Consider the following 21,440-nt stretch of genomic DNA (forward strand, 5'->3'; position numbering starts at 1 on the left):
GTTGGTTTTTTATTTTATTGAACAGGTGAACCAGGCGGGTAATAATAAGGAGGAACTTTAATCCAACCACGCTTACGCATTAACGTTTTTAATGTTGTTCCAAAAGCTACCCATTCTGTATAGAAATTTAGCCAGAGTAAGCCAACATCATTACGGATAGCATCAGCTTGTCCTTTTGCACATGCTTGCATACACAGGACTAACTTAAATGCAATTCCATTTGTAAGTTCATCGTCTGTCAGCTTAACACCTAAAGGAACTTCCTTTGGGTTTGACTCTGGTTTGGCAGATGTGACATCTGGTAAAGGTACACCTTCTTTTTTCATAAAGCCACTTAACCTTTTTACATGAGATTCACACAATTTGACCGCATCAACAAGTATTTCTCTTACCTCATCATCTGAGGTAGTGTTTAATCCAACTTCTTCATAACGAATAAACTCTTCTAGCATCGTTAAATACTTCCAAAGGTCACCAACCTCAATGACATGTAGAGGAGAGTGAGGTTCGTCTATTTTATCAATCGTTGTTTTTAATGTATTCCATACAGCTTCAAATGGATTAGGCAACTTCTTCACCTCCTATTGTTTTTTAGTATGACTTTATAATTTACAAAAGATGTAAAAGAATTTGATTTTTTAATAGTTTCTTTTCTACGGTAGTTATTTAAAGGGATAAACTTATTGCATCTAGAATATTAGATAGACAGAACTAAAAACGAGGGGAGAAAGATAATGAAGTATAAAACACTAGGGAAAAGTGGCTTATTAGTTTCTGAGTTATGCTTAGGCGCCATGACATTTGGAAAAGAAGTAACAGAAGAGGATTCTATTCGTATGATTCACAACTTTCTTGATCAGGGTGGTAACTTTATTGATACTGCAGATGTTTATGTTGGTGGGGAATCAGAAAAAATAGTTGGTCATGCCATTAAAGAACGCCGTTCGGAGGTTGTCTTAGCTACAAAAGTTAGAATGAGGGTTGGTCCACATCCTAATGACTTTGGATATTCAAGACGTAGAATTCTTGAAGGTGTAGATCAAAGTTTAAAAAGGTTGAATACGGACTATATTGATCTTTATCAACTTCATGTTTGGGATAACCTAACACCAATTGAAGAAACAATTCGAACATTGGATGACCTTGTTAGTTCTGGCAAGGTGAGATACATAGGCTGTTCAAACTTTCTTGCATGGCAAATGATGAAAGCTTTATCATATAGTGATTTTCATAATATGGTCAGATTCATTTCCATTCAGCCACAGTATAGTTTGATTAACCGGGAAATGGACCGTGAAATCTTACCTCTTTGCAGAGAGGAAAATGTTGGGGTAATTCCTTGGGCACCGATTGGTGGAGGATTTTTAACAGGCAAATATAAACAAGGAGAGTCTCCTACAACCGGCAGGCTCTCTAAAGGTGTGGGTGAGTCTAGCTGGGAGAACCGAGATAATGACAAGAACTTTAAGATTTTACAAACAGTCGAAGAGATCGCTCAAGCAGTTGATAAAACACCTGCACAGGTTTCCCTAAAGTGGCTTTTACAAAAAGAAGAAATCACATCACCTATTTTTGGTGCCAGCAGCCTGGAGCAGTTTAATGAAAATATGGGAAGTGTTGATTGGGAGTTAACAGCTGGACAATGGAATCAACTAGATGAGGTAAGCAAGATTCCTAGCGAATATCCGACAAGATTTCTTGAGAAATTCCAAAGATAACAAGAAAGATCCTGTTAAACAGTTTTGTTTACAGGATCTTTTCTATTTTTTACTAAAGTCTTTAATCTACAATAAAAACATAGCTACAATAGTCGTTGCGACTAAACCAATCGAAACAGGAAGAAGATTTCTTCGAGCTAATTCAAACGGATCCACTCCACAAATCGCCGCTGCTGGAATGAGGGCCCATGGAATAATGGTTCCTCCTCCAACCCAAATAGCTGTTACTTGACCTAATGCTGTTAATGTAGCAGTACTAACTCCGATTGCCGTTGAAAAAAGTTGTGCAATTGAACCAGCGAGAGAAATACCTGAAAAGCCTGAACCATCAAGTCCTGTTAATATTCCTACACCTGTTAGCGTGACAGCTCCAACTTCCGGTGTTAAAGGAACAATATTTGCTAGAGCAACACCTAAATCATTGACGATTCCTTCTGAAGTCTCTGGAAGATAATTACCGACAATGTCGTAATATCCCGCATCACCCAAGTAAAAGAATGCAGCAATTGGAATAACTGGCCCAAACACTTTAAATCCAAATTGAAAGCCTTCTATTAAATAATTTGTTGACTCCTCAAGTCCCCTTTTTTTATGAGCTAAACAGGTTGTGAGAATTAAAATAAGTAAGGCTGTGCCACCGATTAATGCTGTAGCATCTCCACCTTGTAGATTTAATGTAATCATTAAAATAACATCAATTACAAAAATGATTGGGATCATAATGGCAAGCCATTTTTTTGTTGTTGTTGATAACAAGCTGTGATCTGTTTCTTCAGTAGGAGATGATGTTGAAACGGTTGGAAAATCTTTACCTAGTCTTATGTCTCTTTTTAAAAGAAAAAAAGCAGAGATTGTCGTTACAAGTCCCATTGTAATAACAAGTGGGATACTTGCTTCAATCACATCTCCAACTGGAATTCCGGCTGCTTCAGCGGTAAGCTTAGGAGCTGCCTGAATAATAAAGTCCCCAGAAAGAGCAATTCCATGACCGAACAAATTTATTGCTATTGCCACACCGAGTGCGGGTAATCCGGCCCGAATGGCCACTGGTAACAATACAGCACCTATTAATGCAACTGCTGGTGAAGGCCAAAAGAAAAAGGAAATGATCATCATTAAAATTCCAATTGTCCAAAAGGCAGTTGTTGGATTTTTAATGATTTTTGAGAATGGTAAGATCATAACTTCATTAATGCCTGAAATGGTCAAAATCTTACTCATTGCGACAATAATTGAAATAACGAGTATTGTCGGTAACAGTTGTGTGATAGCAAAGGTAAAGCTATTAAATAGACTTGTTATCGAATCACTAACAGAAAGTGTTGAAAAAGCAGCTAATGAGAGTATACCTACTATACAAACAATTGTTGTATCACGTCGGAAAAGCATAAAGCCGATAATCCCAACTATAAACAGTAGATAAACCCAGTGAATGAGTGTTGTTTCTACCAAATTATGATCACTCCTCAGCAAAAGCCTAAATGGTTTCTTTACACTTTATGAGGAATAAGGATAAGATGTGAGAGGGAAATCAAGGGATGAGTTATATATTTATTTGATTGTAGATGTAGAAATTTAGGATCATCTGTGTAGAAATAAGATGTCATTTCCAAGGAAATATTGTCAAAATGACACAGGAATTGAATAAGTTATAGGACAAGAGGCTGACCTGCTACTTTGGTCAGCCTCCTTAAATGTTTATTCGTCGTTATTAACAATTGAATAGGTCGTTACATATGAAGGGCGTGGGAAAATGGATTGTCGGTCAATTCCTTCTTCTGAACCTCTTTTTTTATGTGCGTGCTCGTATGCTTTGGAGTTCTGCCAATTCTTAAAGTGTTTCTCACTTTCCCATAATGTTAAGATAATATAAGTATCACTGCTTTTTGGTCGCAACACACGGATAGCGGAGAAGCCTGGCTCATTTTCAATCATCCGGGCTCTTTCGCTGAACCGTTTTTCAAATAGTGGCCTTCCTTCATCTGAGACAGGAATATTGTTTAAAACAGCAAATGAACCATTTTTAATGTTACCAGTTGAATCTAATACCTCATAAGTTTTTGGTTCCTTAAAAATCGTTTCAGCATCTGATTCGTGAAAAAGTACTCCAGTGTCCTGGTTAGCCATGAGTAGAAGGGTATGGTCGGCGTGGCTTTTTTCTAATTTTGCTAAATAATCAACAGTGCCATATGTGATGTATAGCTTCAATTCGTTTCACCTCAAGTAAAGTTTAATTAGTTATATTATATCAACTGTTTTTTATATATTTCCATTTTTAGTGTTTTCAACACATATACCTTCCTATTATTAACAATACTAAGCTAAAAGGGGTGATGATATGAAAAAGAAACTTCTTTTATCAAGCATTGCATTAGTTAGCGTCGTAATCTTTGCTCTATTAGGTTATCTTTTTATTATCTTTATGGGGAATTATGTCATCGATGAAGAAAAATTAGTAATGAATACAGCGTCAAAGCTTGTTGATGTTGAGGGAAACGAAATTACAAAGCTTTACATTGAAAATAGAGAGCTTGTCAATATTTCTGAGGTTCCTGAATATGTTCAAAAAGCTTTCATTTCAGTTGAGGATCAGAGGTTTTATGAGCATCATGGAATTGATGCTAGAGCCATAACACGTGCCCTTTATAAAGATATTTTGGCTGGGGGAAAAGTAGAAGGTGGTAGTACAATTACTCAACAACTAGCCAAAAATATTTTTTTAACAAATGATAAAACACTTCTAAGAAAAACAAAGGAAGCGATCATTGCAGTTAACTTAGAAAAAAGGTATAGCAAAACCAAATTACTAGAAATGTATTTAAATCAAGTATATTTTGGACATGGAGCATACGGGATAAAGGCTGCAGCAAAGTTATATTTTGATAAAGATGTTTCAGAATTGAGTCTTGAAGAAGGGGCGTTACTCGCAGGAATTCCAAAAGCGCCCTCAACATACTCACCGATCGCAAATCCAGAAAAAAGTAAGCAAAGACGGAATGTTATTTTAAGTTTAATGGGAGATCAACGCTACATCACATATGATGAAGTTGTTAGGACTCAGGGTAAAACGGTTAAGCTTAATGTAAATAAAAAACAAGAAAGTCCATGGCTTACTACTTATGTTGATATGGTTTTTGATGAAGCGAAAGAAATGTATGCCATCTCGAATGAAGAGTTGTTAAGAGGTGGATATACGATTAAGGTACCTTTACAACTTAGCTTGCAAAAATCTGCGTATGATTTATTTCAGGATAAGGAGTATTTTCCTGGAACAGATGATTTTGCACAAGGAGCTTTTATTTTACTTGATAACAAAACAGGTGGAGTTATAGCAGCAATAGGTGGTCGTGATTATGTACCAAAAGGATTAAATCGACTTAATGCGAAACGGCAGCCTGGCTCAACATTTAAACCAGTTGCTGTTTATGCCCCGTCAATAGAAACAAAATTATTTAAACCATACTCGTTACTAAAAGATGAACAGTTAACATATGGTGATTATTCCCCTAAAAACTATGATAATCAGTATGAAGGAGAGGTATCTATGTTCGATGCCCTTGTTTCATCAAAAAATGCTGCTGCTGTTTGGACGTTATCAGAATTAGGGATAAAAACTAGTAAAGAATACTTAAAGTCTCTCGGAATGGGGATTAAAGATGATGGCCTTGCAATTGCCCTTGGTGGACTGTCTGAAGGGGTAACACCTATTCAAATGGTGAATGCATATCGAACCTTTGCTACAAATGGCAGCTACAGTGAACATCACTTTATACAAGAAATAAAAAATAGAGATGGCAAAGTAATAGCAGAGCATCATTCAAAAACGAAAGATGTGTTTTCACCACAAACAGCTTGGGATATGACACGTATGCTGCAGCATGTTGTTACAGAAGGAACAGCACAAAATGGTCATTTTAAAGGAGAGTTAGCAGGTAAAACAGGAACAACTTCTTATCCAAATGTTCCTGGAGCCTCAAAGGATGCCTGGTTTGTTGGATACACGGAAAATGTAGTTGGAGCTCTTTGGATGGGCTATGATCAAACAGATACAGAACATTATTTAACACATGGAAGCTCTTATCCAACTAAGCTTTTTAAAGACATTCTAAATGATGCTAAATGGGATCAAGATGTAGCCTTTGCTATGCCTGAAGGTGTACAGGACCTAGAAAGCCCTATAAGAATAAAAGAGATTGACCAAGTTGAAGCGAGATATACGTTCAAACCACTAGGGTTAATTACATTAACGCTTGAGTGGGAGCCTTTAAAAGATGAACGGGTAGAATACCGAATCTATGAGCATTCAGATGGGAATTCAACAGAGTTAATAGGTACGGTTAAGGGGGCAGGTGTCTATGAGATACCATTTGCTAATGTGTTTTCAGATTCCTCTTATTCGGTTGCTCCTTTTAACACGCAAACGAATGAAGAAGGAATTCAAACGAAATCACGGAAACCTACTTTATTTAGTTCAAATAATTGAGTTAAAGGAAAGCTAAACTGATTTCGTCTTTTTTTTGACATTTGCATATCTAAGCTATACAACAGGAAATGAAACCGTTATAGTTGAAAGGGCAGAGAGTTTAATATAGAATAAATATTATTTTATAATTAATATTATTTAATAAAGGGGTTAGCCCCTTCTACATAGAAAGGTGGACTTTTTTGGATGGCTGAAAAAAAGATCAATGATACGTTTCTAAAAGCGTGTCGTGGAGAAAAAACGGACTATGTTCCAGTTTGGTATATGAGGCAGGCAGGGAGATCACAACCTGAATACCGGGCAATTAAGGAAAAATACAGCCTGTTTGAGATTACGCATCAACCGGAACTTTGTGCTTATGTAACGAGATTACCGGTAGAACAGTACGATGTTGATGCTGCCATTCTATATAAAGACATCATGACTCCACTTCCAGCTATAGGAGTAAATGTTGAAATTAAATCAGGAATTGGTCCTGTTATTGATGACCCGATCCGATCAATGAGAGATATCGAGAAATTGGGAGAAATAGATCCGGAAAGCGATGTTCCTTATGTATTGGATACTATTAAATTGCTTACTGAAGAGCAATTAACTGTTCCGCTTATCGGATTTACCGGAGCTCCTTTTACCCTAGCTAGTTATATGATCGAAGGTGGCCCATCTCGAAATTACAATAAAACAAAAGCATTTATGTACTCAGAGCCACATGCATGGTTTGCATTAATGGATAAGCTAGCTGAAATGAGTATTACATATGTAAAAGCACAAATTCGCGCAGGTGCTAAAGCTATTCAAGTTTTTGATTCATGGGTAGGGGCTTTAAATGTTGCAGATTATCGTACATTTATTAAGCCTACGATGGAGAGAATTTTCAGTGAGCTTAAGGATGAGAATGTACCTCTTATCATGTTCGGTGTTGGAGCTAGCCACCTTGCTAAAGAATGGCATGATCTGCCACTTGATGTAGTTGGCCTTGACTGGAGATTACCTGTTTCTGAGGCACGTTCCATGGGATTGACAAAAACTTTACAAGGAAACCTTGATCCAGCAATCTTACTTTCTCCGTGGGAAGTAATTGAAGAAAGAGCAAAAGCTATTTTAGATCAGGGAATGCAGCAAGACGGATATATTTTCAATCTAGGTCATGGTGTTTTTCCGCAGGTAAATCCAGAGTCACTAAAAAAATTAACTTCTTTTGTGCATGATTATTCCAAAAAGGCAAAGGTAAGCAACTAAGGCATAATAAAAGATAGTACTTTATTGAGGTGAATAATATGAGTGAGAAAAAAATGGGATTACTAGTCATGGCGTATGGTACGCCTTATAAAGAGGAAGACATTGAGCGCTACTATACTCATATCCGTCATGGTCGTAAGCCGGCTCCTGAGATGCTACAGGATTTAAAGGATCGTTATGAAGCAATCGGTGGAATTTCTCCATTAGCTAAAATTACATTAGAGCAAGCGGAAAAGCTTGAACAACATCTAAATAGCATACAAGATGAAATTGAATTTAAAATGTACCTTGGCTTAAAGCATATCGAGCCATTCGTTGAGGACGCTGTAAAACAAATGCATGAGGATGGAATTACAGAAGCTGTGAGTATTGTATTAGCACCTCACTTCTCAACATTTAGTGTAAAGTCGTATAATGGACGAGCTAAGGAAGAGGCTGAAAAGCTTGGTGGATTAACCATTACATCAGTTGAAAGCTGGTATAAAGAGCCTAAATTTATCAGCTATTGGGCAGATCAACTTAAAGAAACATACAGCGGCATGACTGAAGAAGAAAGAAACTCTTCTGTTCTTGTCGTTTCTGCACACAGTCTCCCAGAAAAGATTATTGCAAATGGAGATCCATATCCACAGCAACTTCAAGAAACAGCTGATTTAATTGCGGAAGCTGCTGGTATCAAAAAATACGTAACAGGCTGGCAAAGTGCTGGTAACACTCCGGAGCCTTGGTTAGGTCCAGATGTTCAAGATCTTACTAGAGATTTATACGAAGAAGGCTACAAAACCTTTGTTTATATACCAGTAGGGTTTGTAGCTGACCATCTCGAAGTTCTTTATGATAATGACTATGAGTGTAAAGTAATCACAGACGAACTTGGTGCAAGTTACTACCGCCCTGAAATGCCAAACGCAAAACCAGAATTTATTGATTGTTTATCAACAGTTGTACTAAAGCATTTAAACGAGTCAAACTAAAGAATATTTTCTAGAGCAGTGAATTCATTTGAGTTTACTGCTTTTTTGTTTTGCTCTAGTTAATAGGTTATATTTACCTAAAATGGTAATAAAAAGAAAATAAAAGTAAACTATATATAAAGTGAAAAATGGACAAGGAAGGAACCTAACATGCAGAATGAAAAGCTTGAACAACTAAAAAATGAATGGCTTGTTGAAGTAACAATTGATGAAATTCAAGAAAAGCTAAATAATCATGAAATAACATCAAGAGAATTAGTGCTGATGTACTTATCAAGAATCGCAAAGATTGATCAAGATGGACCAAAAATAAATTCCATAATTGAAGTGAATCCCGAAGCATTACATATTGCCGACTCATTAGATTACGAACGGAAAACTAACGGCAGCCGCGGACCATTGCACGGGATTCCTGTTGTCATAAAAGATAATATCGATACAGCTGACAAGATGCATACAAGTGCAGGCTCTCTTGTGCTGGCGGAATCTTATGCTCATGAAGATGCAACACTTGTTAAACAGCTGCGTGACGCTGGGGCTATTATTCTTGGTAAAACCAATTTAACCGAATGGGCCAATTTTATTGCTGAGGATATGCCAACTGGGTATAGCTCAAGAGGAGGCCAGGTCTTAAACCCTTACGGTACAGACTTTATTGTAGGAGGATCAAGTGCAGGGTCAGGAGCGGCAATTGCTGCAAATTTAGCAGTAGTAGCAGTTGGTACAGAAACATCAGGCTCTATTTTAAGTCCTGCCAGTCAAAATTCACTTGTGGGGATCAAGCCGACTGTTGGTCTTATTAGCAGAAAAGGAATTATTCCGATTTCACATACACAAGATACGGCAGGTCCAATGACGAGAACTGTTAGGGATGCTGCGATATTGTTAAATGTACTAACAGCAAAAGACCCAAAAGACCCTATCACTTTAACGAATGAGCTTGCTGATATAGATTTTACCAACATCTTGTGAAAGATGGGCTAAAGGGGAAGAAAATTGGGATTGCGCGAGAAACATATTTTGATGAGTTAAATGAATCACAGTTAACAGTTATGAACAACGCGATTAATAAGTTGAAGGAGCTTGGTGTGGAAGTTGTTGATCCAATCACCATACCTTCAACAAATGAAGAATGGGATATAAATGTTCTTTTATATGAATTTAAAACGGATCTTAATGCTTACCTAAAAACGATTGACTCTACTGTCGGAGTACGAACTCTAACTGATGTGATAAAAGCAAATGAAGAAATTGGTGAGAAGGCACTGAAATTTGGTCAAAAACTATTTCTTGATGCAAATGCAACAAGCGGCAATCTTATTGAGCCAGAATATCTAGAAAGCTTAGAAAAAGATGATACTTTATCCAAAACAAAAGGAATTGATAGTGTCATGCAGGAGCAAGGATTGGATGCAATTGTATTCCCGAACAACTTTGGGGCAATGATTCCAGCGAAGGCAGGATATCCATCCATTACTGTACCGGCTGGTTACACAAATGAAGGTGAACCTGTAGGAATTACCTTTACAGCTAAAGCATATATGGAACCAACTTTGTTGGAAATTGCTTATTCATATGAGCAAGCAACGAAACATCGAGTTGCTCCCTTTCAAGCGAAATAAACTACTATCAAAAACTGGTCGGCTCATTCGATCAGTTTTTTCTATTTAAAAGAAGGTGGAAATTTTACCCTTTTTATGAAACTTAATGGTAACTTATTCGTATTATTTATTGAAAGAGTAGTACTTAGTGGATTAAGAGGAGAAAGGAGGAAGTGAAATGATTGATATCATTTTTATTATTATCTTTATTACTTGTATTGCTTACATCATTCAATACAGAATGAATATTAAGAAAGCAGCTGAAATGTCAACTCAGGCTCTATTTCCTAGAACAGAGAGAGAGTTTAATAGTATTCTTATACCTGCTGAGTGGAAAGAAATGCAGCCTATATCAAAACATTCAAGATCTTATCAATACGTAAAATGGGCCACATTAGCTGCACTTATTTTATTATTTATTTTACTAGTTGTTGTACTAACAACGGATTGGATAGAATCCTCTTTATTTAGCTCTGCTTATTTGTTTTATATATTAATTAAATCTGTACAACACAAGGGATGTCTTTTTATTCTGTCAAAAGGGGTTATCATTAATGGGAAGTTCTATCATCCAAGTCAAATTTCTTCCTATCAAACAGAAAAGATCATACGTTGGCATGAGCTTTATGGTTATAGTACGAGAGTTGATAATGGATATAAGCTAACATTATTCCGTAAGAAATCATGGTTGAGCCCATCAAGCTATGTGGTTGTTGAAAATGAGGAACATCTTAAAAAGATAACTTCCTTCTTAGATCAACATGGAATAGTGGGAAACCATAAAGAACAAACTACATAGAACTTGTAAAAGAAATCTAAACATGATATATTACTTACACACTAAATGACCAAATTATTCATTTGGTCATTTTTGATGCAGGAGTGAATATAATGAGCATAGATAGGAAGCAGCAAATAGTAGAGGCTGCCACAAAAGCATTCACGCAATTTGGCTATAAGGGAACAACAATGGATTTGGTATCAAAGCTAGCGAATGTTGGTAAAGGAACAATTTATACTTTTTATACAAATAAAGAAGAATTGTTTTCAGAAATTATTGATCGATTATTGGCAGATATGAGGACTGCTGCAGATGCGGCATTTGATACAAGCCATCCTTTTGTTGATCGTGTTCACTTAGCCTTATATAGTATTCTTGAATTCAGAAAAACTCATCAATTAACAATAAAAATCTTTCAAGAGAGTCAAGAACTAGGCACACCAACCGTAAATGAAGGTGTTCATAAGGTAGAAGAAATGGTCTTACTTTATATAAAACAAAAAATGATTGATGCAATAGAAAACCAAGATATCAAAAAATGTGATCCTGAGCTTACTGCGTTTATTATTTTAAAATTGTATGTTGCACTTATTTTTGATTGGGAAAAACATCATCAACCCCTAGGGAAAGAAAAGATTGCTGAAATCTTTGAGGGCTATTTACTTAAAGGATTGTCACTATGATAATCCTCTCTTTTTGATAGAAAATGACTAAATGAACATTTTGGTCAAATAGTTATTGTTGGAGGAGATATAAAAGTGTCTTTAATAAAAGCAGAATGGAAAGCACTCTTACAAAATAGAAAAGTATTGATCGCTGTTATTGGAGTATTGTTTATACCGTTAATGTACAGCGGTGGATATCTTAGCGCATTTTGGGATCCTTATGGACAGCTCGATCAATTACCTGTTGCAGTTGTTAATCAAGATGAAGGGGCAATATTTGAAGGTGAACCTTTAGATGTTGGTAGCGAGTTAATCGAAACACTTAAGGAAGACTCTACATTTAATTGGCATTACGTAGAAAAAGATGAAGCTGAAAAAGGTTTAAAAAATCATGATTATTACATGATTATCGAAATTCCTAAAAACTTTTCAGAAAATGCTACAACATTATTAGATGATCGTCCGCAAAATCTTGAGTTATCTTTTAAAACAAATAAAGGATATAACTTTATTTCAGGTCAAATAGGTGAGAGTGCCGTTGAGAAAATAAAAGAAGAGGTTTCTCATTCATTAACAAAAACATATGCAGAAGGGTTATTTGAAAATATCAAGCTTATGGCTGATGGGATCAGTGAGGCAAATGATGGTTCTCAAAAAATCAATGATGGTGTAAATGAACTGAAGGAAGGCTCAAGCACACTAAATGATAACCTTAAGCAATTAGTTACCAAATCAATTACCTTTAAAGAGGGACTTAATGAAGCTGAAAAAGGTACAGTGAAATTATCAGATGGAATGAGTGAAGTAGAAAATGGCTTAACTGCCATGCTTCAAGGGCAAAACGATCTTTACAATGGCTCTGTTGAAACGGAAAGTGGATCAACTCAACTGGTAGCAGGTTTAAAAAGCTCCTTGGAAGGAATTCAAGAACTTGAGAAATCCTTACCAGATCTAACAACTGGAACCCAACAATTAAACACATCAGCTCCTGAGTTGGTTACAGGAACGGAGCAATTGGCAGAAGGAAGTCTCACAGCTAGTGAAGGAGCTGCTTATTTATCCGAAAATCTCTCTGGTGTAACCAACAAAGTGAATGAAATGGTGACAAAGCTTGAAGGAGCATCTATACCTGAGGAGCAAAAGGCAGAATTAATGGCTTTAGCTGAAGCATTAAACAGTATTAATAAAGGGCAGCAAGAACTTGCAACTAATTTAACTGAATTAACAGCAGGTGCTGAAAAGTTACATGAAAAAGTAGTGGACTTACCGGAAAAAAGTACTCAGCTTTATGAAGGTACCGTTGCTGTTCAAGAGGCAATCGATCAGATTGGGACTGGACAAGAGAAACTTTATAGCGGTGCTCTTCATGTTAGTGGTGGTCAATCACAAATAACGTCTGGCTTAGCTACTTTTGGCGAAAGAATCAATCAAATGAAAACAGGAGTATCTAGGTTAACAAATGGTGGAGTGAAGCTTGAAAGTGGTATACATGAATTAGCGAATGGGGCGGTGGCATTACAAGATGGATCTGTTCAACTTGCAGATGGTTCCACTAAAATTGACAATGGATTAACAGAGTTATCCGATGGTACAAACGAGCTCTCATCAAAACTAGCGGAGGCAACAGAAGATACAAAAGATGTTAAAGGAACAGAAGATCAATATGACATGATAGCTGAGCCAGTTCAACTGTCTAAAGAAGAAATAAATAAAGTATCAAATTATGGCACAGGACTTGCTCCATACTTTCTTTCCTTAGCATTATTTGTAGGAACACTTTTATTTACGGTTGTTTTTCCATTACGGAAACCAGCTGGAGAACCAAGCTCTGGAATGACATGGTTTATTAGTAAATTTAGTATTTTATTCGTTGTTTCAATTTTCCAAGCAGTTTTAGCTGATATACTCCTTTTATATGGATTGGGCCTGGAAGTAAAAAATATTGGTTTGTTTTTCTTGTTTAGTATTTTAACGAGTTTAACCTTTATGGCTATTGTGCAATTTTTTGTAACAACAATGGCTGATCCAGGGCGGTTTATCGCAATCATTATATTAATTCTGCAGTTAACCACAAGTGCAGGAACCTTCCCGCTTGAATTACTTCCTGATGTTTTTCAAGTGATTAATCATTGGTTACCGATGACATACTCAGTGGCAGGGTTAAGAGCGATTATTTCCACTGGAGATTTTACTGAAATGTGGAATCAAGCATATGTATTGATTGGCTTTTTTGCAATGTTTATTATCGGGACGATCATCTATTTTTCATTAAAGGTGAAAAAGTCCAGTGTGCAAGAAGACGTAGGTCAAATAGAAGGATAAGAAAGGTCTGATCCGAGTTCGGGTCAGACCTTTTGTTTTGCAGTAGGATTGACCTTATAAAAATGACAAAATAAAACAAATTTATATATTTTTTTCAGAAAATTCCCCCTTTTTACCTAATGTGTTATAAAATATAACATTATATGTAACTATTAATATCATTTGGAGGTAGGAAATGGAGACGATCGAACTAAATATGAATGTTTTATGGATTGTTATTGCCACCTTTCTAGTCTTTTTTATGCAGGCTGGTTTCACTTTGCTTGAGGCTGGGGTAGTAAGAGCAAAAAATTCAATTAATGTAGCAATGAAAAATGTTATTGATTTACTCATTACAACAATTGTGTTTGCTCTGGTTGGTTTTGCCTTAATGTTTGGCAGTTCAGCTTCTGGGTGGATAGGGCTAGATGGATTTTTTTTACGAGGCCTTGGGGAAGATCCTTATAATTGGGCATTTTTATTATTTCAAATTGTTTTTGCCGGAACAGCTGCAACGATCGTTTCCGGTGCTATTGCTGAACGTGTGAAATTTGGTGCGTATATTATCGGGACGATCATGATAAGTGCAATCATTTATCCAATCTTTGGACATTGGGCTTGGGGAAGCTTATGGAATGGAGATAGTCAAGGATGGCTTGAGTCTCTAGGTTTTATAGATTTTGCTGGTTCCACTGTTGTTCATTCCATTGGGGGATGGGTTGCATTGGCGGCTGCGATTATAGTAGGACCTCGAATTGGAAAATATACTTCTACAGGTGAAAGTAGAAAATTCACTATGTCGAATGCAGTTTTAGCTGTAACTGGTGTATTTATTTTATGGCTTGGTTGGTTTGGGTTTAATGCAGGATCTACTGGAGTAGCAGATGTAAGCATTGCATTAATATCTTTAAACACTCATTTTGGTGCGGTAAGTGGTGGAACAGCTGCATTAATCATTAGTTGGATGCTTGATAAAAGACCGAGAGTAGAAGATATATTAAACGGAATTCTCGCAGGTCTTGTTTCTGTAACAGCAGGTGCTAATATATTAACTCCGGAGTTTGCTTTGATAAGCGGGGCAATTGGTGGAGTTCTAGTTATTTTCTCTTTAAGGTTAATAGACTCTGTCTTTAAGATTGATGATGCCATTGGAGCGATTGCTGTTCATGGTGTATGTGGAGCATGGGGAACGTTGGCTTTAGCTTTATTTGCACCACTTGAAAGTCTTGTGCGTGAAACTAGAATAGAACAAATTGGTGTTCAGCTTTTAGGAATTGGAGCGGCTTTTGTCTGGGCTTTTGGGATGGGATTGATCATTTACGGAACTATGAAATTTACAATGAAAATAAGAGTAGAAAAAGAAGAGGAAGAAGCAGGCTTAAATGTTAGTGAGCATGGTGCTTCAATATCTGTATTAGACACAATTGTCGCGATGAATGAGATTGCTGCCGCAAAGGGTGATTTAACGAAAAAAATCCGATATGAGGCTGGGGAGGACATGGCCGAGCTTAATGAAGCATTTAATACGGTGCTATCAACGTTAAATGATCTTGTGCATCAAGTAAAAACACAAACAGCTAATGTGCTTTCCACAACAGGCAATGTATTATCCCTAAGTGAGGATTCAAAACAGAGTGCCAGTCTTCAAATGACTGAAATAGAGGAAACTTATTCATACGTAACACAATCAGAAAAGTGGTTGGAGAAAGAAATAGAAGTCGAAAATCAAGTCATTGCTGAGATTCAGCAGGCATTCTCATCGATTGAACAAATTGGAAATCAATTAAATTGGATTCAAAAGGAAATATCGGACATATCAAGCTTTGTTCATAATGTAGGAGAGCTCAACGATGATGTTCATCAAAAGATGACATTGTTTAACGAGAATATCTCTAAGATTACCAACTATGCAAATGAAAGTGGACAGATGATTGACATTATTACGGACGTTTCTGAACAAATAAACTTATTATCCCTCAACGCTAGCATTGAGGCAGCAAGAGCTGGGGAATCAGGAAGAGGCTTTACAATAGTAGCGAATGAGATTAAAAAGCTTGCTCTAAAATCTAAAAGTTCTACTGAAGATATTCGAAAGATGATTCAGCAAACAACACAAGAAACCACTGCCGGTTTTTCAGAGGTAATAGAGCTTTCTAAAAAAATAGACCTACTTAGCACGGAATTATCAAAAATGCCTAAACGATTCAGTACAATTGATGAAAAAGTTTTTCAAGTAAGTCATTTTATGAACAGCTTTCTTGTTACGTTAGAACGAGTTAATCAAGATACCGTAACAATCCAAGGAAGAAGATATGAACAACAAGACAGCTTTAAGAAAATGACAGTCAGAATGGAGCAAGTATATCAAAATATGAAAGCCAATCTAGATCTTACCTTTGACATGGTAGAAAAAATAAAAAATATGAAAGAACAAAATGAAGAACTACAACACTCAGTCAGTCAATTTGTCACGGCTAAGTAACTCTGTATCTATCTAATTTAATCAACAAGAATAAGGTCAGTGGGCTTTATTCTTGTTTTTTGTTTTAGGGTTATTTTTCGTTAAGATTGTAGAATTAAAGTGATTTTATTAAAGCAATAGTGAAATGGAGCGGAAGACACTTGACTCCTGTGGGAGCAGCGGGACAGGTGAGAACCGCAGGCAAAAGCCCAGGAGGCTCAGCGCACGCCCCACGGAAAGAAAGTGTCTGCAGAGCAATGGAACAGCCTAATTCGATAGCCCCCTTTATAAAGTAACATCCTATTCTCTATGAAAATAGGAACAATTTTGAAAAAAAGATTGAATTACAAAAGATATTTTCATATAATTAAACCTGAAAACGTTTCCAAAGGTCAAACAAGGTGGGCAACATAGAGCCTATGGGGAGGGAGAAATTTGTCTACCATTGAAGATGTCGCGAAACTAGCGGGTTTATCTAGAACAACTGTATCTCGAGTCTTAAATGATCATCCGTATGTTTCTGATGAGAAAAAGAAGCTTGTACAGAAAGCAATGGAACAATTGGGGTATGTTCCTAATTCTGCAGCAAGAAGCTTAAGAAATCAAAAAACCGGGATTATTGCTGTTTTGATACCTAGAATATCAAATCCATTTTTTAGTCAATTGATTGAAATCTTAGAGATGGAAGCTTCTTCTAAAGGGTATCAATTAATTATTTGCCAGACACAATTTTCAAAACAAAAAGAATGCCGTTATTTAAATCTCTTGAAAACCAAGCAGGTAGATGGGGTCATTATGACATCAGTTGAAAATGATTGGTCAGTTATTGACACTTATTTGAACTTCGGTCCGGTCATTCTTTGTAATGAAAATGTAGATTGTGCTCAAGTACCAAAGGTGTATATAAATCAGGCAGAAAGTGGCTACATGGTTGCAAAGTATCTGCTTGAAAGGGGTCATACACGTATTGCGTACTGTTCTAGTGGGATGAGTAAAAACGGAACACAGTCGAGACTGGAAGGATTTATGTCTGCTTTACAAGAAGCAAATATACATGATTATGATCAGTACTTTTTTGAAAGGGTTTCCACAGTGGACGATGGTCAGCAAATTTTTCGAAAGCTTGAAAATATGAAGGCTGCACCAACTGCACTAATTGCTGGTGAAGATGCTGTGGCAGCGGGCGTTATCTCTGAGGCTAAGAAGTTAGGCTGGAATATTCCTGGAGATTTGACGGTTGTTGGATACGACAATATGGCAATGACAAAATTAATCGATCCAATGATTGCAACCGTCTTACAACCAGTAGAAATCATGGCTAAAAAATCAATTGAAGTCATTTGTGAAAAAATACATAAAAAACAATTCCGTGTTTTTGAGAACCATGAATTCTCTTCAAAACTAGTATTTCGTGAATCATTGAACAATAGAAATCTAGTTGCGACATCTTAAAGAAGAAGGAGATACTAATCTTCTTCTTTTTTATTTTAGTGAATGAAAAAGAAACTAGAGGTAAAGTTCCTAACGGGTTCGGTTTTGAAGTACAAAATTAGAAATATCCGTACTATTTGAACGGTCATTCTCGCTTAAATGAACAGATAATTTGATTAGCAAAAATGCTTGGAACATTTTACTGTCTCCAAGCATTTTTTGCACTCTATAGTTGTGTTAATTAAAAAATAAACGGAAAAATTCCTTTTAAATTGGGAAATACCAACATTTCCTACAAAATAAGGGGAGTTTTTCTGCTTATACGAACCTATTCTTTAGATTTAGTTGAAAATATGGAAGTTAACCGGAATATATCCGCTTATATCGGCTTCTTAAGCACCTACTATATACGTTAACCGGAATTTCTCCGCCTATCAGTTCTATACTAAATAACATCAGAGTCTTTTCTTTCTACACTATTTTCTAACTGGAATATCCAAAAACCTACCACTTTCAGTCCATCAATCCCCAATTAATTTAGCAAACAAACTCATCCTGTTGAAAGGAATGAGAATTAGGGTGCTAAAATACCCTTACACTTATGAAGATTCTTGATAAGCAACAAAAAATGCAGTCCAATTCAATTGCGAATTGGACTGCTAATTAAGTTTTGTACTCGAAAACCAAACTACTTAGTAAAGCTTCTATTTTTGTTCTGTATCAGATACAAAAACATAAAACTGTTATTGAACAGATTAGGCGCAAGTAAACGACTTAGATTTCAGTAACATGCAAGCATTCATTGCAAGTGTTGCCATAGCATTCATGTTGCTCTTCAATTTCGTTTCCACACTCTTTACATTGTTTTTTAGGTAAGTTTCTGAAAAATTCAGTTATTTTCATTATCATTTGGAATCCCCTCCGTTTGATTTTATTACACTCATTGTATTATAACAGATTAAAAAGTGTCAACAACTGTTTTGTAACAATTTTCGAGTAGAAAGGTAAAAGTTGTTGATTTGTAGGAGTTTTACCAACTAAAAATAGGTATTAGCCAATTTATGGTATAAAGAATTTCAATTTTATGAATCCTAATATTGGTTTATAATGGAAAGGTCTAAAAGGAGGGGAATTAGAGATGGAAGTAACCGTTATTGGCTTTTGGGGTGGCTTTCCAAAAGTAAATGAAGCGACATCAGGGTATTTAGTGGAATCAGATGGATTTAAACTACTAGTGGATTGTGGTAGTGCAGTGCTATCAAAACTACAAGAGTACTTAACGATTGATGAATTGGATGCCGTTATTTTATCCCACTATCATCACGATCATATAGCTGATGTTGGTCCCCTGCAATATGCTCGCTATGTTACAACGATCATTAATGGAAAAGGTAAGACGCTGCCAATTTATGGTCATAAATTAGATAAGGGAGGCTTCCAGAAACTAACATATAAAGATGCAACAAAAGGCATCGAGTATACATCAGATCAGGTGGTTTCTGTTGGACCCTTTACCATCTCTTTTTTAGAAACATCTCATCCGGCACCATGCTTTGCAATGAAAATAACAGATCATAAATCAACTGTCATTTATACGGCTGATTCTAGCTATAAGCATGAGTTTATACCTTTTTCAAATAAAGCAGATCTCCTTATCGCTGAGTGCAGTCTTTATTCACATCAAGATGGTGCGAAGATGGGACATATGAATAGTCGGGAAGTTGGAGAAATAGCTCAAAAAGCAGGAGTGAACCAACTGCTTATTACTCATTTGCCTCATTTTGGAGATCATAATGATTTAAAAAGAGATGCGGAGAATATCTTCTCAGGTAAAGTACTTCTTGCCAAGAGTGGTCTGAAGATTAATTGTTCGTAAAGGGTTACTATATACTAGTGACCCTTTATCTGTAAAAATATTTTGCCCTCAAAATTAATACAGTAATAAAATTAGGCTTAAGTTCATTTAAATCCTGTAATAACTTCAGAGAAGTTCCTATAAAACTATAAAATATAAGATGAAATCCATTCCATGTGATTGTATAATTTTTCTACTTTCAATATAATAAAGATAGAATATTTTAAAAGTTGGCGATATAAGTAATTTATACAGCCTATATGAAAAATCGAATATTCTAGTGTAGCCGTTGTCTCATGGAAAGCAAGGGAGTATTTTCAAAAACATAAAATGAATGGTTACTCATTCATTTTTAAAGGGGTGGGAGAATGAATTTATCTTTACGGTTTTCAGAAACTGTAAAAGAACATGGAACAAAGCCGGCATTTATTTTTGAAGGTAATGAAACTTCTTATTTGCAGTTAGAGGGAGCAATTAATCAATTTGCAAGCAGCTTAACAGACATGGGAATAAACAAAGGGGATCATGTCGCAGTTGTTTTAGGAAATTCACCTTATTTTGTTATCTCTTTATACGGAGCTTTAAGAGCTGGAGCAACCGTTATTCCGATCAATCCTATCTACACACCTGATGAAATTGCTTATATTATTAATAACGGAGATGTTAAGTCGGTCATTACGTTAGATTTGTTAATACCGTTATTTGAAAAAATGAATGAAAAGCTGCCTAAGCTTGAACACATTATTACGTGTGAAACACCACCTACTGATAGCAAAACCGATGTAGATGTAACGAAGCTATCTATTTACACAAAAATGAAAGGGTTTACAAAGATGCTTTCAACAGGTAACCCGAGGTTTGTTGGTCCGGAGTTATCAGATGATGATGTTGCTGTTATTCTCTATACGTCTGGTACAACTGGTAAACCAAAGGGTGCGATGTTGACGCATAAAAACTTATATAGCAATGCAATTGATACGGCAAATTATTTAAAGATGACAAGTGATGATATTGTTGTGACAACATTGCCGATGTTTCATGTATTTTGCTTAACAGTTTCTTTAAATGCACCTTTAATGAATGGAGCCACATTACTTATTGTTCCGAGATTCAGTCCTGAAGTTATTTTTCAATTGGTTAAGAGCTATCAGGCAACAGTTTTTGCTGGAGTTCCAACTATGTATAACTTCTTACTTCAGTATGACAAAGCACAGCCTGATGATTTAAAGTCATTGCGCATTTGTATTTCGGGTGGGGCATCGATGCCTGTAGCATTATTAAAAGGATTTGAACAAAAATTCAAGGTTATTGTTTCAGAGGGCTATGGTTTATCCGAAGCATCTCCGGTTACTTGCTTTAATCCACTTGACCGCCCAAGAAAGGCTGGTTCAATTGGGACAAATATTGTGAACGTTGAAAATAAGGTTGTAAATGAGCTTGGAGAGGAATTACCACCAAATCATGTAGGAGAGCTTATCGTTAGAGGTCCTAATGTTATGAAGGGCTATTATAAAATGCCAGAAGAAACGGCACATACATTACGAGACGGCTGGCTTTATACAGGTGATTTGGCAAGACAGGATGAAGAAGGGTATTTCTATATTGTTGATCGAAAGAAAGATATGATTATTGTAGGTGGTTATAATGTATATCCACGTGAAGTGGAGGAGGTACTTTATAATCATGAAGAAGTTGTAGAGGTTGCTGTTTTAGGCGTTCCTGACCCAAATTTTGGCGAAGCAGTCAAATGCTTTGTCGTCGTCAAGGATGACAAAATGACAGAGGATGACCTTTTGGAGTACTGTAAACAGCACCTTGCTAAGTACAAAGTACCTAGTTCAATTGAATTCTTAGAAGAGCTACCAAAGAATACTACTGGAAAAATATTAAGGAGAGCTCTTAAAGATCAAGTTTTACAAAAATAGTATTTT

15 protein-coding genes and 1 pseudogene are annotated in these 21,440 nt (G+C 36.2%); 12 read left to right on the forward strand and 4 right to left on the reverse strand.

The genetic code is table 11. The features are described 5' to 3' along the window. Positions 1-14 precede the first annotated feature (14 nt). Positions 15-569 (reverse strand): DUF3231 family protein, encoded by a 555-nt coding sequence (locus LPC09_RS03910; RefSeq protein ID WP_231309025.1) that lies wholly within the window; start codon positions 567-569, stop codon positions 15-17. 165 nt (positions 570-734) lie between these two features. Here LPC09_RS03910 and LPC09_RS03915 point away from each other — a divergent pair, with 165 nt between their 5' ends. After that, positions 735-1,718 carry an aldo/keto reductase gene (locus tag LPC09_RS03915; protein ID WP_098794880.1) on the forward strand — a complete coding sequence of 328 codons (984 nt, stop codon included), beginning with the start codon at positions 735-737 and terminating at the stop codon, positions 1,716-1,718. A 66-nt stretch (positions 1,719-1,784) separates the two neighbouring features. On the opposite strand, the gene LPC09_RS03920 is transcribed toward LPC09_RS03915, so the two are convergent. Together LPC09_RS03920 and LPC09_RS03925 are read right to left on the reverse strand one after the other, a co-directional pair. Then, positions 1,785-3,170 carry a hypothetical protein gene (locus LPC09_RS03920; RefSeq protein ID WP_231309026.1) on the reverse strand — a complete coding sequence of 462 codons (1,386 nt, stop codon included), beginning with the start codon at positions 3,168-3,170 and terminating at the stop codon, positions 1,785-1,787. 246 nt (positions 3,171-3,416) lie between these two features. Beyond that, positions 3,417-3,926 carry an antibiotic biosynthesis monooxygenase family protein gene (locus tag LPC09_RS03925; protein ID WP_231309027.1) on the reverse strand — a complete coding sequence of 170 codons (510 nt, stop codon included), beginning with the start codon at positions 3,924-3,926 and terminating at the stop codon, positions 3,417-3,419. Positions 3,927-4,056: 130 nt separating this feature from the next. Here LPC09_RS03925 and LPC09_RS03930 point away from each other — a divergent pair, with 130 nt between their 5' ends. The 9 genes and pseudogenes from LPC09_RS03930 (at position 4,057) to LPC09_RS03970 (ending at position 17,675) form a co-directional block, all read left to right on the forward strand. After that, positions 4,057-6,201 (forward strand): transglycosylase domain-containing protein, encoded by a 2,145-nt coding sequence (locus tag LPC09_RS03930; protein WP_231309028.1) that lies wholly within the window; start codon positions 4,057-4,059, stop codon positions 6,199-6,201. 186 nt (positions 6,202-6,387) lie between these two features. Continuing rightward, positions 6,388-7,440, forward strand: coding sequence for a uroporphyrinogen decarboxylase (gene hemE, locus LPC09_RS03935; RefSeq protein WP_098794876.1), 1,053 nt, complete (start codon positions 6,388-6,390; stop codon positions 7,438-7,440). Positions 7,441-7,478: 38 nt separating this feature from the next. Beyond that, positions 7,479-8,414, forward strand: a complete 936-nt coding sequence (gene hemH, locus LPC09_RS03940) for a ferrochelatase (protein ID WP_231309029.1) — start codon at positions 7,479-7,481, stop codon at positions 8,412-8,414. A 150-nt stretch (positions 8,415-8,564) separates the two neighbouring features. After that, positions 8,565-10,036, forward strand: a pseudogene (locus tag LPC09_RS03945) (amidase). A 157-nt stretch (positions 10,037-10,193) separates the two neighbouring features. Then, positions 10,194-10,814, forward strand: coding sequence for a hypothetical protein (locus tag LPC09_RS03950; RefSeq protein ID WP_231309030.1), 621 nt, complete (start codon positions 10,194-10,196; stop codon positions 10,812-10,814). A 92-nt stretch (positions 10,815-10,906) separates the two neighbouring features. Next, positions 10,907-11,479: a TetR/AcrR family transcriptional regulator gene (locus LPC09_RS03955; RefSeq protein ID WP_121664644.1), complete on the forward strand. Its 573-nt coding sequence runs from the start codon at positions 10,907-10,909 to the stop codon at positions 11,477-11,479. A 75-nt stretch (positions 11,480-11,554) separates the two neighbouring features. Beyond that, a complete protein-coding gene (locus LPC09_RS03960) occupies positions 11,555-13,783 on the forward strand; it encodes a YhgE/Pip domain-containing protein (protein WP_231309031.1) in 2,229 nt (742 codons plus the stop codon). Between the two features lie 175 nt (positions 13,784-13,958). Beyond that, on the forward strand, positions 13,959-16,244 hold the full coding sequence (gene amt, locus LPC09_RS03965) for an ammonium transporter (RefSeq protein WP_231309032.1): 2,286 nt from the start codon (positions 13,959-13,961) through the stop codon (positions 16,242-16,244). Between the two features lie 414 nt (positions 16,245-16,658). Beyond that, complete coding sequence (locus LPC09_RS03970; RefSeq protein WP_121664647.1) at positions 16,659-17,675, forward strand: LacI family DNA-binding transcriptional regulator; 1,017 nt, start codon at positions 16,659-16,661, stop codon at positions 17,673-17,675. A gap of 753 nt (positions 17,676-18,428) precedes the next feature. On the opposite strand, the gene yhfH is transcribed toward LPC09_RS03970, so the two are convergent. After that, positions 18,429-18,563, reverse strand: coding sequence for a protein YhfH (gene yhfH / locus LPC09_RS03975; protein ID WP_098794870.1), 135 nt, complete (start codon positions 18,561-18,563; stop codon positions 18,429-18,431). A gap of 229 nt (positions 18,564-18,792) precedes the next feature. Here yhfH and LPC09_RS03980 point away from each other — a divergent pair, with 229 nt between their 5' ends. Then, a complete protein-coding gene (locus LPC09_RS03980; protein ID WP_231309033.1) occupies positions 18,793-19,530 on the forward strand; it encodes an MBL fold metallo-hydrolase in 738 nt (245 codons plus the stop codon). 347 nt (positions 19,531-19,877) lie between these two features. Beyond that, positions 19,878-21,434 (forward strand): fatty acid--CoA ligase family protein, encoded by a 1,557-nt coding sequence (locus LPC09_RS03985; protein ID WP_231309034.1) that lies wholly within the window; start codon positions 19,878-19,880, stop codon positions 21,432-21,434. Positions 21,435-21,440: the final 6 nt, after the last annotated feature.

The organism is Metabacillus sp. B2-18 (genome assembly GCF_021117275.1).
Taxonomy (GTDB): Bacteria; Bacillota; Bacilli; order Bacillales; family Bacillaceae; genus Metabacillus.